Genomic DNA, 13,925 nt, shown 5'->3' on the forward strand with positions numbered 1-13,925 from the left:
CTCCCCGGGGTTTGGCTCGGGGAGGTTTCAGCTGTACCGTTTTCTCGCCGATGACGGCGGAATATTTAATTGGTCACGGTATTTGGCGACGGTGCGCCTTGAGATTCGGATGTCATATTGTTCATGCAGCAGATCGGCAAGCTTTTGGTCTGAAAAAGGTTTCTTTTTATCTTCTTTACCGACCAATGCCTCCAGATGCGCTTTTACGGCATAATTGGAGGCGCCGCCGTCCCCTGACGATTCAGCTTTCGCCGAGAAAAATGTTTTCATTTCATACAGTCCGTACGGCGTCTGAACGTACTTCCCTTTGATGGCCCGGCTGATCGTTGATTCGTGGAGCTCCAGCGTTTCCGCCACCTCTCTTAAGGTCAGCGGCTGCATTCCGCTTTTTCCTGTGAGAAAAAAGGATTCCTGCCGTTCAGTCAGGACGCCGATAATTCTCGTGATCGTTTGTTTTCTTTGCGACAAAGCCCGGTTCAGCCAGCGCCATTCCTGATATTTTGCCGACAGATAATTTTTCGTGTCACGGCACCCGGCAGCTGACAGCAGCGGCTGATAATGGGTATGAAGCTGGATATCAGGAAACGAACGGCTGTTGAGCCGCGCTTGAATGATGCCGTTTTTCACTGTGATGAAAATATCCGGTTCCACGTAAAAACCCGGCTCCTCATGCGCATAACGGAGCCCCGGCCTCGGATCAAGGGCGCTGATCATGTCAGCGATGTCCTGAATGTCTTTAAGCGGAATGCCCGTTTTCAGTGTAAGCGCTTTCCAGTTCTTTCTTGCAAATAGCTCAAAATAGGCGTCGGCAATCCATTCCGCCTGTTCGTTCCGCTCGGGAAGACGGCGGAGCTGAAGAAGGATGCATTCCTGCAAAGACCGGGCGCCGATTCCCGCGGGCTCAAGGGATTGAAGCTTTTTCAGAACCGCTTCCGTCTCCTCTTGTGAAGCGGATACATGGTCGGCGGCAGCTGGTATGTCCTCTTTTAAATATCCGTTTGAGTCCAATGAATGTATCAGATAATTGAAAATCTTTTTCTCATCATCGGACAGCTTCATATCTAAGGCTTGCTGTTTGAGCGAATCCTGCAGCGTTTTGCGGGTAAGTCTGATCTGCTGGCTTCCGTCCCGTTCTTTCATCCTGTTTTTACTTGTTTTATGGTAAGATAGTGGCGGCGTGTCTGTTTCCTTTCGTTCAATCAGAGGGTTTTCCAGTGAGAGCTCATCAATATATCCGGCCAGTTCCGCGGAATTGTATCCGAGTAATGTGATAGCCTGTTTAAGCTCTTGCGTTAATTGAGGCTTTAACATTTGTGTTTGCTGAAGTTTGATATCCATCATGCTCACTCCCCTTTTTTCATTGTACATGATTGGTTTCATACCGTATATACTTATTAAAAGGAGTTGCTTTATAGATGTCAGAACTTTTTTCTGTTCCTTATTTTATTGAAAACTTTACACAGCACATTGAAATGAATCCGAATGAAGACCAAATTCATGCGATGAACAGCTATTACCGCTCCGTCGTCTCAACCCTTGTTCAGGATCAGCTGACGAAAAACTCGGTTGTGCTCAAAAGAATTCAGCATTTGGATGAGGCGTACAACAAAGTAAAACGCGGAGAAACAAAATAAACCTTCCGCTCATTCAAAGCGGAAGGTTTTCCTTCGTGCCGGCGGTTTCCCCGATCAGACGGACATCCGGCGCTTCGTGCATCCAGGTGTAATAATAGTTGGCGTTTTTCCCGTATGAATTATCAATGACGGTATTCGGTTTCCCGAGAAGCGAGGACAGAATGTGGCCGTGAAGCCTTGACGTTTCCACCGATTCGTACCTGCTGAAAAACAGGACCGATTTCTTCGTTAAGAAATCGGAATAGCGTTTCCAAAACCGCGCAATCGGCAGCGGGTTTCCCGCTTTTTTATTCAAAACATTCAGCGTTTGGAAAAAAGCGATTCCCCTGCGGTCGCTTGCTGACAGCACATCCTGCCAGTCGCAGCTTTTAACGGAAGAATTGTTTTGCAGCTTCGGATTGATTTCCCCATCCGTGCGGATAAAATGAAGCCTGCCGCGTGACGGAGCCGCTGACGCCGCCATCGGATACAGCTGATGGGCCATGTCAGGCATAAGCCCGATATGATTCGCCGAAAAGAAGTGTTTTGCAGTTTCGTAGGACACATGATCTCTCGTAAACAGGTGGAGATCCTTGTGCTCCGCAAAAAGCGCCGATGTCTTCTCAAGCCGTGTCTCATCCTGATAATAGATGGATTGCGGCAGGATGACGATCCTGTTTTCCGGAAAGGATTTGACGATTTTTTCCCTGAACGTCTGATAGTACGGATAGAGATCCCCGAAATTTCCGCCACCCTGACAGACGATGATCGTCTTTTTGTCCGCCCGGCGCCCGAATGGAAAATTGTCGGGATTCCAGCGCTGTTTCACGCGGATGCCGTGCGCTTTAAAAAACGCCTCCGTCCCTTTCATAATCAATAAATCCCCTACATTTCCGTAGAGGGGATAGTCGGCATAAATGATGTCAGATTGCGGCGGTATAACGCTGAGCAGACCCGTCAGCGTCTCTTTTAATCGGCTCATAACATGGCGGCTGTCCATGTTTTCTCCCCTTTCGTTTCAAACAGTTGTGCAAGTGCGTCAATGACACGCTGCTGCTCCTCAGAAGACAAGTCAGACCCGGACGGCAGACAGATGCCCCGGCTGAAAAGGTTCTCAGAGACACGCTCATGTTCGCTGTGAGGATAAAAGACGGAAGATGAGAAAAGCGGCTGCGTATGCAGCGGTTTCCACAGCGGCCGGGCCTCAATGTTCTGTTCCGCAAGACAGGCGACGGCTTCTTCCGGCGTCACGCCGTTATCAAGCGTCAGAGCCGTCAGCCAGCGGTTTGAAACCGTTCCTTCAAGCTCCGGCATCATGCGGATGCCCGGATACGTTTCCAGCGCTTCCCGATACCTGTGAAAGATTTCTCTCCTCGCCCGAACGCGATCTTCGAGCACTTCCAGCTGCGATATCCCCACGCCCGCGAGAATGTTGCTGAGCCTGTAGTTATACCCGAGCTCGCTGTGCTGGTAATGAACGGCGGCATCTCTCGCCTGGGACGCAAGAAACCTCGCTTTTTCAATCGCGGCTTCATCGTCAGACACGAGCATGCCGCCTCCCGATGTTGTAATGATTTTGTTGCCGTTAAAGGAATAAATGCCGAAACGGCCGAACGTGCCGCTCTGCCTGCCTTTATATGTTGATCCTAAGGACTCGGCAGCGTCTTCAATCAGACAGACGCCGTATGCGTCACAAAGGCTCATTAATTCATCCATTTTCGCGCTTTGGCCGTAAAGATTGACGGCGATCACCGCTTTCGGGAGTCTGCCGCGCCGCTTTGCATCCCGCAGCGCCCGCTCCAGCGCATCGGGCGACATATTCCACGTCTCCCATTCCGAATCAATAAAAACGGGCTCAGCCTGCTCATACACAATCGGATTCGCCGTGGCGACAAACGTAAAGGAAGGACAAAATACAACGTCTCCTTTTTTCACACCCGCAAGCCGCAGGGCAAGATGGATGGCCGCCGTTCCCGAGCTTACGGCCGCCGCGCTTTTCACTCCCGCATATTCCGCGAGCCGCGCTTCAAACGAATTGACGAGCGGACCGAGCGGGGCAATCCAATTGGAACGGAAGGCTTCTGCGATGTATTCCTGTTCTTTTCCGCTCATATGAGGCGGAGACAAATAAATCCGTTTGTTTGTTTGCATGAAATCATCCTTTTTCATTATGGATAGGGGAGATGACGCGGGCCGGAACGCCGACCGCCGTCACATGGCCGGGAATCCGGCTGATGACCGCAGCCCCCGCGCCGATAACGGACCAAGGGCCGATGTCAAGCTGCGGTATGACGGACGCGCCGATTCCGAGGTGCGTTCCTTCCCCGACTTTCACTCCGCCGGCAAGCGCCGCGCGCGGTGAAAGATGGACGTAATCTCCGATTGCATTGTCATGATCGGCAACCGCCCCCGTATTGATGATGCAATGGGCGCCGATGTCAGCGCCCGCCTGAATGACGGCGCCCGCCATCACAACCGTTCCGTGTCCGACGGAAGCCGTTTCACTGACGATTGCCCCGGGGTGAATGAGTGCGGCATAATCGTCATCTTCAAGCCCAAGCGTTTCAGCGAACTGCTTTCTGACGCCGTTGCGGCCGATGCATATCGTGAATACGGCCTCGGGGACGAGTTTCCGAAGCATGGGCACGTCTTTCGTCCGGCCCGTATATAAACCGTTCCGAACGGCAAAACCGCTGAATCCGTCATCCAATACGCCCGCAAGCTCCATATCGGAACGGGCCTGCACGATTTCCTTCACGACTTTTCCGTGTCCGCCGTTTCCGATCAGCACGACCTTTTTCACGATGACATATCTCCGCTGCCTGTGAAGCGCTTTGCCGTCACATGGCCGGCTTGATGTATGCCTTCTGACACGAGAACTTTTTTCACTGTTAAAAGCAGAATCTTTAAGTCGAGAAGAAATGTGCGGTTGTCGACGTACCACACGTCGAGCTTGAATTTTTCCTCCCAAGAAATCGCGTTTCTCCCGTTAATCTGCGCCCAGCCCGTAATCCCCGGCTTCACCTCGTGGCGCCGCGCCTGCTCCGCCGTGTAAAGCGGCAGATAATCCATCAGCAAAGGGCGGGGGCCGACAAGACTGATATCTCCTTTGAGCACATTAAAAAGCTGGGGAAGCTCATCGATGCTCAGTTTTCTGATCAGCCTTCCCGTTTTGGTCAGACGGAGATGATCCGGAAGCAGCACACCGTTTTCATCACGCGCATCCGTCATCGTTCTGAGTTTATACAATGTAAACGGACGACCGTTATGCCCCGGTCTCGTCTGTTTGAACAATACCGGAGACCCGATGGCGCATCTGACGGCTGCCATGGCGAAGAGAAGGATGACGCTCGCGCCGCACAATAACAACATCGCGGCCGCTATATCAAATACACGTTTCGCCTTCAAATCTGAACAGCTCCTTTCACTTTTCGGCATTTCTGTAAAGCAAGCCGCCTTTCTTCTTTCGTACAAATGAAGAAAAAAGCGAATGCGGCATAGCTCATGCATACGGCAAGCCCCGCGGCGATCAGGCCGGCCCAGCTGTCAAGCGGTGAAAACAGCCGGATACCCCGGCAGACAGCCCAGGCAAATACGGCCGCCGCCAACGGGCCGAACATGCCTTTGTAAAACGCGGTTTTCTGAAAACCGGTAATATGCGAAACATACAGCGGCGTGAAGACGGCATTTTTCAAAATGAGAGAGACTGCACCGGCGATGGTGATGCCGTACAGCCCGAGATGAGCCGGACCGCTGAGAACCACGGCCAATACGACATTCAGTCCGCCTAAGCATAAAGTAACGACGGCGGGCGTTTTTTGTTTATTAAAAGCCGTCCATACATAAAAAAGCGGCATGACAGAGAGACTGACCGCCAAATACGCGGCGTGAATATATAAAAGCGGCGCCGTCTGCACAAACGACGGGCCCAGCCAAATCGCCAGAAACGGTTCGGCAAGCCCTCCTAATAATGCGGCGGGAAGCGCGAGCAGAAGCCCGTTCATCCGCACAGCCTTATTGGCGTAAGACAGGAGACCTTCCATATCCCCTTTTGAGTAATAGGAAGTCAAAACCGGCGCAAACAGGGAAGCAAGCGTCCCGGCAAGACTTCTGAGCAGGAGCGGGAATTGAATAATCGCCGCATAGACACCCGCCTCAGACGGCCCCAGCACGAGGTTGGCCGTCATGAGGTCAATCTGCAGAAACAGCAGCACGCCGATCTGGTTGACAGAGCTCCAGGCACCGGCCGAAAACAGCACTTTGCTCGTCTGTAATGACAAGGTTTTACGGCTGAAAGAAAACCACGGAATCAATTTCTTAAAGAAGAAAAAAGTCAGCACGGCCGCACAGACGGCCCCCGCTAATGCCGAAAGCTGGATCTGCCAGATTTTCGGCGGCAGGCACGTAAACAGAGCGAGCACACACAGCACCCTGACCAGCATTTGCACGGCCTGAATGGAGCTTGTGATATAAAGCTTGTTGGCAAAAAACGGCCCCGTCGCGAAACCCGCCATAAAAAACGTCAGCATAAACAGCACGCTGCCGATCACGATAGAGAGCCTCACATCCGTTAAGAGGCCGGCCGGCACATTCATAATCTTGTCAATAAAAAAAGCCGTCCCGGCGAGCGGCACAGCGAGTAATAGAGATATCACGACTGACGCGGCTAAATAATTGCTTACATACGCATTGGCCTCGTCCCTGTTCCCCCTGTGGGCGGCGACGGAGAAAAACCTCACAACGACAGAGCTCAGCGCAACGGTAATAATAGAGAAATAGTTAATGATATTCTGTGTCAGATGGACAAACCCAAAAGCCTCCACACCTAATGTTTTCACAATAAAGGGCGTCATCCACACTGATAAAAACACCGATAGTAAAAACGCCGTCACATTGGCGCCGAAATTAATGGCAAATTTCATGCTCCTTCCGCACTGCCTTTCTCTTTCGATTTCCGTTCGAAAAACGCATGCAGAAGAAGAGGAAGGCGCATTTTGCACAGGCCGAGCACCACGCGCTCCCCCGCCAGCAGCTGTTTATGGCGGCACGGCGTCCTGCGCACCGCCGTTTTTACCATGTCATACGTTAAGATTCTGCCGATGTGCGCCGTAATCTGATGTGACGGCTGCGGGGCGGCGCATGCGTTGGCGATCAGCATCGGAATCTGATGCTTGCACAAATATGTATCGATATCGCTCCGGCAGGCGTCCGTCAGCCCGTTTTCCTCATAAAAAGCCATTTTCGCTTTATATTGCTTTTGCAGTTCGTGATCTAAGTGGGGCTTAAACGGTGTTTCTGTAAGACTTTGCGGATTTTCCCGGTAGATATACAGCCCTTCGTCTATCACTTTGATACGCGCGGCTTGGCGGAACGCTGCCAAATTAAACGGAGAGTCTTCGGCAAACCGGATATCTTCATGGAACAACAGCCCTTGCAATGCTTCTCTCCGGTATATATAGCGCCACACATACCAAATAAACCGATGTTCGTGCGCACGGGTCAGCAATGCAGTCATTTCATCCGCTGTGAAGACGCGGCCCGGCGGAATGGACGGCGGCATATACGTTCGTTTCTTAGACGGCGTTTCCTTATAATAGCCGCATCCGGCGATATCCAGCCGGTTCTTCTCCGCTTCTTCATAAAGCCGCTCGAACATCGTTTCCGTCACATAGTCATCGCCGTCCGCAAAACCGATATAACGGCCGCGGGCGGCTTTTATTCCGGCATTGCGGGCCGAGCTGAGGCCGCCGTTTTCTTTATGAATCACCCGGATTCTCGCATCTTCTGCGGCGAATTGTTCAGCAATCCGGCCTGACCGATCCGGTGAACCGTCATTGACGAAAATGATTTCGATGTCTCTCAGCGTCTGTTTTGTTAAAGAAACCGCGCATTCTTTCATAAAAGGCTCTGTCTTATACATCGGCACGATCACGCTCACAAGCGGCGCGGTCATTGAGCATCACCGCTGATTTTCGAGCGCAGCCCGGCAAAATAAACACTGCGCAAAGAACCGCCTTCCTCATGCTTGCCGCTGAGCAGCCGGTTTACGGCAGACGTTACGGCTTCAGGGTCTGGACGTTCAAGCAATGTCATGTTCGGTATGTTTTTCAACCATTGATAGCCTTCCATCACCTTATGATCAAACGAACGAATGACGACACAAGGCGTTTTCGTCAGCGCACAAAAAATCATCCCGTGAAGCCTGTCAGTGACGACGGCTTCCGCGCCTTTCAGCGTATTCCAAAGCGCCTCCAGCTCCTTTTCACGCGTATGGCGGCTGACCCTCCGGCCGACCGTCGTCGTAAAGGAATACAGCTCTCCGTACTCTTTTGCCAAAGCTTCTTTTACCATCGTTCTGTCCTCAGCCGTCAGCGCACTCTCCTTATCCTCCCGTAAACAGAGGTAGATCCCTTCCCGCGGGATGCGCCGCTCGCTTTTATCCAAATATAAGACCATGTCAGGCTGTTTGAGCACTGTTTTTCCGGGAAAATGACGCTTCATCCATTGATACGTCGTCTCATCTCTCGCCATTAACAAAAGGTCGGGATGCGCATTGTACACTTTTCGGGCGCGCTTCAGTTCCTTCCGTCCCTTTTTTGATTCAGAAAAGTGAGCCGTCGCCGGAAGCTGAACGATCCGATATTGCCGGAATGTTTTTATGATAAAGCGGCGCGTCCATTCCTCATACCGGTACAAATCCCCCATGTTCCCGCCGCCGATGATGAATACCATATCATCGGGGTGGCGCTTTTTGATCAGCGCTTTTGCGGATCTGTATATATCCTTCATATCCACCTCGACAATGTCAAAATCGGGATACTCCCGTTCAAGAAACGTTTTGCTTGCGTAGGCGATGGCGTGATCGCCGAGATTATCGTGGGACGGGAGCAGCGTCAGAATGATCTTTTTTCTTGCCGCTGTAAGCCCCGCCCCATCCGCTGCCGTTCCGAAATGAAATTGGGACGGGTATTTGACCTTAAGCAACAGCCATTCCGCGAGATTGATTTTTAAAGATTGTATCGACATGTCTTCACCCTCTGATTTTCATTTTGTACTCGATTGCCCGCTGATACGCGGCTGATGCCAGCGACACGAACGGAATCAGCTTCAGCTTCGCCAAAAGCAGAAGGCATGAGCGTTTGGCGTCAAACGGCGCCGTTCCGGTTTTGGAAAGGCTCAGGCGAAACACGGGATCAGCGCATATCCGGCTGATATTCTTCCACTTCTCAGAAAACCGGCCGCCGTTATTCCGCTTCCATTCATTCAGCAGGCAGACTGTTCCGTGCTGAACGATGAAAAAATCCAGCTCCTGCCGGTATTCCTGTAAGCAGCCGTTTTCACGCAAAAAAGCCTCGTTCAGCCGATAGAGAACGAGACCTGAGTCAAACAGCTTTTTCTGATAGCTTTGCACAATGGAAGTCAAGTGAATCCGATAATGATAGAGCGGCTGATCCACGTACGAGACCGCACCTGCGAAAACATGCGCCCGGAGGCTGAAGTACTGATCCTCCACGTGCTCCAGCTCATCACGAAGCGGAAAGCGCAGCTGATGATGCTCGATCATCGTTCTTTTGTACAGCTTGTTCCATGAAAAACCGCTGACCCTTCCTTCAAATAAATCTTTCAGGTACAGTTGTTTCGGGCGCCCCGCGTACGCTGAAGCGATCGTTGAAACGGCGGTTTTCCCCGTATCCGCAAATTCGGCCGCATATTCGCAAATCACGAGATCAGCCTGATCAGCCTTCGCTTTTTCATACATGCGCAGGCAATAATCAGGTTCAACCCAGTCGTCCGCATCAATAAAAGCGATAAATTCGCCGCGCGCCGCCTCAATGCCCTTGTTGCGGACCGCGCCGAGCCCCCGGTTTTGCTGATGAATGACCCGGATTCTCTCATCCCGCTTCTGATAGGTTTCAAGAATCGCCGGGCTTTGATCCGTTGACCCGTCATTAACGGCCACGATTTCGATATTGGCGAGCGACTGATTGAGCAATGAATCTAAGCATCTTTCTAAATAAGTTTCCGTATTATACACAGCAATTAATAAACTGACCGCGGGTGTTTCCATATAAACCTCCAGTGTCCATTACCGGGAAAAAATCGTTCTGTACGGAAGCACAGACGAATCGACCGGCATAAGCAAGTAACTGTAAAGAAAATAACAGACAATAATGGCGATATAAATCAGCGCATTTGATTTTTCATCAAAAATTCTCACAAAATAAGGGATCAAGATCATTTGGTACAGGCCGAAATATATATTAAACCGGGCGAAAATAACATCCTTTGTCGCCAAAAGACCGAAGAGCAGGCCGAGCAGACAGAAATTCACGATGACATCAATGTCAGGCCAGAGCTTCCGCAGCCGCTCCCGATAGCAGAAAGCCAAAAACAGCGGCAGAAGCAGCACCGCGATTTTTACGACGTTCATCCCGTTCGTATTGGTCATCAGCCATTTCTCATAATGGCCGTATGAGCTGTTTTCCAGCACGACGACAAACAGCGAAATGAACTTCTGATACAGAAACGTCATAAGAAGAAACAATGCCGACAGTCCGAAAATCGCGGGCGACCAGGCTTTTTTTCTGACGAGAAAATAAACCGGAATCATAATCAGCGCTGAGGAATGAAAAAGCGAACACAGCAGCACGATTGACATATAACGCTTCCAGCTTCCGCTGATCACGTAGCGGACTGCCCAAAACAAAACGGCCGCCACCATATACTGCCTGATCCCGTTAAAGGAAGCGTAATAGTGATACGTGCCCAAAAACAAAAACACACTCAGCTCAAACGGACGGCCGAACTCAACGAGCCCCTTTAAAATAAAGCTGCACGTCACGACCGCCACGGTGAAATACATGATTTGCGGATCTTTCGTGATAAAATTCATGAGCCAGATGAGAGCCGTAAACCCCGGATCAACGGCTGCTTTTTTCGCTCCGAACCCGAAGATCTCCCAAATGCTTCCGTAATTTCCCGCCAGCTTGTACATCAGCGCGTACGTCTGAAAATCCGTCCCGACTCTGTAGCGCAAACCGGAGACCAATACGAGCGAAAGCAGCGGAACGATCATGACGAGCTGATTCGGCCGGTATCCGGTCGAAAGCGATTGATCACGCCCGCCGCACATTTTCGCGAACCATGACCAAATATAAACAATTCCCATATTGACTACATATACAATCATTCGTTACTGTTCCTTTTTCCAATTCATATTGTAAAGCTTCATAACAGCCCCCGCATTTTCTCCCGCGTCATATCCCTGCCGTCTGAGGGTTTCTTTAATGCGCTCCCCGTCAGGCTTTGCCGCCTCTGCTGCCCGTAACACCGCGGATGCCCATTGTCCGGGCGGTTCTTTGAGGCTGAGCCTTTTGACCAGCCCGAGCCCGGCATCGGCTTCTTCCGTTATGCCGTCTGATATTACGCACGGCACCCCGGAGGCCTGCGCTTCAACGAGCGTGACGGGCAGCCCTTCATAAAGAGACGGCATGACAAATACATCCAGCGTTTTCAGCAGGGCATGAACGCGGTCTTCTATGCCGATAAAACGCACATCATCATCAAGCCCCAGCTTCGCCGCCAGATTTTCCATATCGGTGCGAAGCGGACCGTCTCCGGCGAGAATCAGCTGTAAGCCGATGCCCCGCTCTTTCATATCAGCGGCCAGCCGGAGCAGAAATTCGTGGTTTTTTTCTTCTGTAAAGCGGCCGATATGGCCGATCACCAAACGGCCGCCTGCAATGCCCCGCTTCCTTTTTTCAGCTTCTGTGTCCGCGCACCCGCCGGCAAATAAGTCGAGATCAATGCCGTTCGGCAAAAGATGCACGTCTTTTTCTTTCCCGAATAAGAAACGGCCCGCGTCTTCTCCGCAGGCGCACAGTGCCGTGGCGTTTGCCGTGATCAGCCGTCTGAAAACAAACAGCTGCATCCCGGCAAGCCGCGACGCCCGCCCCCGCCACGACGTACTGTGCGAATGGCAGATCCGCACCGGGACGCCGGCTAAACGAGCGGCAAGCGCGATGAATCCCGACTGAAAATCGGTATGGGCGTGCACGGCGGCAAACGGGCCTTTTTCCTGAATCACCCGCTTGACCTGTTTCACAAATGTAATCGGGTTTGTGCTGCCGATGCTCGGCACATAAAAAAGCCGTCCGCCGAGAGCGAGAATTTCCTCATCATAAGCGCACGGATCGTTCCTATGGGTTAAAAAATCAAACTGCACCTTCGTTCTGTCCATCTTCCGGTACAAATTCATCATCATCGTTTCTGCGCCGCCCCTGTTCATCCCGCTGAAGATGTGCAGCACCCGCATCGGTTTGTCAGTCATGTTCGGCAAGCCCTTCTTTTTGGCGGATGTCCCTGTTTTTATGATAACGGTTCATGACCGCGGGCGGCGTAATGGCGCGGATGAGCGGTTTTGCGATATACGCGTAATGGGAAAGCGGCAGCTTCAGCCGTCTGCATGCCTGAAAAACGAGGACCGCGTTATCAATGGAATACGTAAACGATCTTCTTTTAAACGCATCACTGTCCTCTCTGACTTTATACAGCGTTTCTTGGAGATTGTACCCCCGGAAACCCGCTTCAAAAAAGCGCAGCCACAAATCGATATCCTCCATCCGCCGCGTCCGCCTGACTGACCGGTAGCCGCCAAGCGCTTTGTACGCTTCGGCCCGCATCATAATGGTGCCGTGGCAGAATGGTGTGCCTTTCGCCATAATTCCCGGTTTCGGCACGGGCGGCAAAAGCCGGGCGCCCCTTACGCCGAATTCGTCAAATACGAGCATCCCCGTGCCTACGACTTGATAGTGGGCGTGCTTGTTTAAGAAAGCGGCCTGTTTTTCCAGTCTCCTCGGGTTGGAGATGTCATCACCGTCCTGCCTGGCGATATAATCCCCCGTTGCGTATGTCAGACAGCGGTTCAGCGAAGCGGCAAGCCGTTGATTTGTCTGATTTTGAATCAGCGTAATCCGGTCGCCGTAATGATCCGCGTAACGGCGCGCAATCTGATACGTTCCGTCAGTTGACGCGTCATCACACATAATCAGTTCCCAATTCTTATAAGATTGGCTCAGGATGGATTCAATACTCTCCGCTAAAGTCTCTTCGCAATTATAAATTCCCATGATGACGGAAATTTTCGGTTGTGCTCCTGCATTCATACGCTTTTCTCCTTTTTATCCATATAACCGGCGTAAATGTGCGCCATTTCCTTTACCGTACGTGTTTCCGAAAAACATTCCGCCGTCCTGCGCCCTTCTTGTCCCATTGCTTTTCGCAGACACGGGGAGCGGTACAGCTTTTCAATCCGATCGGCAAATGCCGCGCTGTCCCCGGCCGGCACGAGAAAACCGTTCACACCGTCTTCGATGATCTCACGGTGCCCCCTGTTGTCCGCGGCAACGGCCGGCTTTTCGGCAGCCATTCCTTCAAGCAGATTCATGCCGAGCCCTTCGCGGATGCTTGAGGCGACAGACAGATCAGCAAGCTGAATCAGTTCATGAATATCGCGGCAAAAACCGTAAAACCGCACAATGTCAGATACACCGAGTGATTCAGCCTTTTTTCTGTACGGCTCTTCCATCGCGCCTTCTCCGGCAAATACGAGTTTCAGCTCCGGGATGCGGTTCTTCAGCAGTGCCGCAGTCTCAATGAGAAGTCCCTGGTTTTTATTGCCGTTTAATTCAGCGGGATATACGAGAATAAATTCCCCGGCGCCGAAGCCGTGTTTTTCTCTCAGACGTTCACTCTCTTCCCGGCTCACAGGGCGAAACCTGTCTGTATTCACGCCGATGCCGTGTATTTTCTTCGCGCCGTAATCTGTTTTTTTCATTTGCTTGGCCCGTTCGTAATCCTCTTCATTAATCGTAATCAGACAATCCGTATAAGAAGAAAGAAATTTTTCGATCGGGTAATAAAGAAGCCAGTTTTTCAGAGGCGCTCCGTCGCAGAAGTGAAAGCCGTGCGCGGTGTACAGCACCTTTGTCCCTTTTTGGCGCGCTTGTCTCGCAGCAAGGCGTGCGAGCACGCCGCCGACCGGCGTATGGCAGTGAATCATGTCGTAGCCGTTGTCCTGAATGAGCCGTTTCAGCCGCCTGTAAACAGAAAGATTTTCGGGATGAAACGGCGAGCGCCGGATCGGAATGGAAAACTTTTCATCAACGAACGGAAGATTCATATTGCCGCCTGCCGCGACGTGCACCTCCCAGCCCATATCCTGAAACCATTGAAAATACGGAAGATGAAAGGCTTTAAAATGATAATCGACAGTGGCGCAGAATAATACTTTTTTCGTCATCTTTCTGTCCT

14 protein-coding genes are annotated in these 13,925 nt (G+C 51.5%); 1 reads left to right on the plus strand and 13 read right to left on the minus strand.

Annotated features, from left to right (window positions below):
- Positions 1-27: 27 nt before the first annotated feature.
- Positions 28-1,338: an RNA polymerase factor sigma-54 gene (gene rpoN / locus V7728_RS01760; protein WP_015240629.1), complete on the minus strand. Its 1,311-nt coding sequence runs from the start codon at positions 1,336-1,338 to the stop codon at positions 28-30.
- A gap of 77 nt (positions 1,339-1,415) precedes the next feature.
- On the opposite strand from rpoN, the gene yvfG reads away from it, so the two are divergent.
- The gene (gene yvfG, locus V7728_RS01765; RefSeq protein ID WP_012118502.1) at positions 1,416-1,634 is read left to right on the plus strand and encodes a protein YvfG; all 219 of its coding nucleotides are present in this window, start codon (positions 1,416-1,418) and stop codon (positions 1,632-1,634) included.
- 13 nt (positions 1,635-1,647) lie between these two features.
- On the opposite strand, the gene V7728_RS01770 is transcribed toward yvfG, so the two are convergent.
- From V7728_RS01770 to V7728_RS01825, 12 genes are read right to left on the minus strand one after another with little or no spacing between them, the layout of a single operon-like run.
- Entirely contained in the window at positions 1,648-2,613 is a 966-nt protein-coding gene (locus tag V7728_RS01770) for a polysaccharide pyruvyl transferase family protein (RefSeq protein WP_099567108.1), read from the minus strand.
- A complete protein-coding gene (locus V7728_RS01775) occupies positions 2,592-3,764 on the minus strand; it encodes a DegT/DnrJ/EryC1/StrS family aminotransferase (protein ID WP_007407381.1) in 1,173 nt (390 codons plus the stop codon). The genes V7728_RS01770 and V7728_RS01775 overlap by 22 nt, the downstream gene beginning before the upstream one ends.
- Positions 3,765-3,768: 4 nt before the next feature.
- A complete protein-coding gene (locus V7728_RS01780) occupies positions 3,769-4,416 on the minus strand; it encodes an acetyltransferase (RefSeq protein WP_099567109.1) in 648 nt (215 codons plus the stop codon).
- On the minus strand, positions 4,413-5,021 hold the full coding sequence (locus V7728_RS01785) for a sugar transferase (protein WP_012118505.1): 609 nt from the start codon (positions 5,019-5,021) through the stop codon (positions 4,413-4,415). The genes V7728_RS01780 and V7728_RS01785 overlap by 4 nt, the downstream gene beginning before the upstream one ends.
- Positions 5,018-6,535 (minus strand): MATE family efflux transporter, encoded by a 1,518-nt coding sequence (locus tag V7728_RS01790; RefSeq protein ID WP_059367759.1) that lies wholly within the window; start codon positions 6,533-6,535, stop codon positions 5,018-5,020. The genes V7728_RS01785 and V7728_RS01790 overlap by 4 nt, the downstream gene beginning before the upstream one ends.
- Positions 6,532-7,566: a glycosyltransferase gene (locus V7728_RS01795; RefSeq protein ID WP_099567110.1), complete on the minus strand. Its 1,035-nt coding sequence runs from the start codon at positions 7,564-7,566 to the stop codon at positions 6,532-6,534. Before V7728_RS01795 ends, V7728_RS01790 begins: the two co-directional genes overlap by 4 nt.
- Entirely contained in the window at positions 7,563-8,639 is a 1,077-nt protein-coding gene (locus V7728_RS01800) for a polysaccharide pyruvyl transferase family protein (RefSeq protein WP_071392312.1), read from the minus strand. The genes V7728_RS01795 and V7728_RS01800 overlap by 4 nt, the downstream gene beginning before the upstream one ends.
- Positions 8,640-8,643: 4 nt before the next feature.
- A complete protein-coding gene (locus V7728_RS01805; protein ID WP_007407387.1) occupies positions 8,644-9,681 on the minus strand; it encodes a glycosyltransferase family 2 protein in 1,038 nt (345 codons plus the stop codon).
- Positions 9,682-9,699: 18 nt separating this feature from the next.
- Positions 9,700-10,803 carry an EpsG family protein gene (locus tag V7728_RS01810; protein WP_032867035.1) on the minus strand — a complete coding sequence of 368 codons (1,104 nt, stop codon included), beginning with the start codon at positions 10,801-10,803 and terminating at the stop codon, positions 9,700-9,702.
- 3 nt (positions 10,804-10,806) lie between these two features.
- Positions 10,807-11,943, minus strand: a complete 1,137-nt coding sequence (locus tag V7728_RS01815; RefSeq protein WP_007407389.1) for a glycosyltransferase family 1 protein — start codon at positions 11,941-11,943, stop codon at positions 10,807-10,809.
- Positions 11,936-12,778, minus strand: a complete 843-nt coding sequence (locus tag V7728_RS01820; RefSeq protein ID WP_099567111.1) for a glycosyltransferase family 2 protein — start codon at positions 12,776-12,778, stop codon at positions 11,936-11,938. The genes V7728_RS01815 and V7728_RS01820 overlap by 8 nt, the downstream gene beginning before the upstream one ends.
- Positions 12,775-13,914, minus strand: coding sequence for a glycosyltransferase family 4 protein (locus V7728_RS01825; RefSeq protein ID WP_076424568.1), 1,140 nt, complete (start codon positions 13,912-13,914; stop codon positions 12,775-12,777). The genes V7728_RS01820 and V7728_RS01825 overlap by 4 nt, the downstream gene beginning before the upstream one ends.
- Positions 13,915-13,925 lie beyond the last annotated feature (11 nt).

Origin of the sequence: Bacillus sp. JHAA (genome assembly GCF_036961585.1) — a bacterium.
Lineage (GTDB): Bacteria > Bacillota > Bacilli > Bacillales > Bacillaceae > Bacillus > Bacillus velezensis.

Excerpts from the sequence above, each read along its gene's own strand:
- V7728_RS01790 (WP_059367759.1), bottom strand. The coding sequence starts at position 6,535 with ATGAAATTTGCCATTAATTTCGGCGCCAATGTGACGGCGTTTTTACTA.
- rpoN (WP_015240629.1), bottom strand. The coding sequence starts at position 1,338 with ATGGATATCAAACTTCAGCAAACACAAATGTTAAAGCCTCAATTAACG.
- V7728_RS01805 (WP_007407387.1), bottom strand. The coding sequence starts at position 9,681 with ATGGAAACACCCGCGGTCAGTTTATTAATTGCTGTGTATAATACGGAA.
- V7728_RS01815 (WP_007407389.1), bottom strand. The coding sequence starts at position 11,943 with ATGACTGACAAACCGATGCGGGTGCTGCACATCTTCAGCGGGATGAAC.
- V7728_RS01775 (WP_007407381.1), bottom strand. The coding sequence starts at position 3,764 with ATGCAAACAAACAAACGGATTTATTTGTCTCCGCCTCATATGAGCGGA.
- V7728_RS01825 (WP_076424568.1), bottom strand. The coding sequence starts at position 13,914 with ATGACGAAAAAAGTATTATTCTGCGCCACTGTCGATTATCATTTTAAA.
- V7728_RS01820 (WP_099567111.1), bottom strand. The coding sequence starts at position 12,778 with ATGAATGCAGGAGCACAACCGAAAATTTCCGTCATCATGGGAATTTAT.
- V7728_RS01795 (WP_099567110.1), bottom strand. The coding sequence starts at position 7,566 with ATGACCGCGCCGCTTGTGAGCGTGATCGTGCCGATGTATAAGACAGAG.
- V7728_RS01800 (WP_071392312.1), bottom strand. The coding sequence starts at position 8,639 with ATGTCGATACAATCTTTAAAAATCAATCTCGCGGAATGGCTGTTGCTT.
- V7728_RS01810 (WP_032867035.1), bottom strand. The coding sequence starts at position 10,803 with ATGATTGTATATGTAGTCAATATGGGAATTGTTTATATTTGGTCATGG.
- yvfG (WP_012118502.1), top strand. The coding sequence starts at position 1,416 with ATGTCAGAACTTTTTTCTGTTCCTTATTTTATTGAAAACTTTACACAG.
- V7728_RS01770 (WP_099567108.1), bottom strand. The coding sequence starts at position 2,613 with ATGGACAGCCGCCATGTTATGAGCCGATTAAAAGAGACGCTGACGGGT.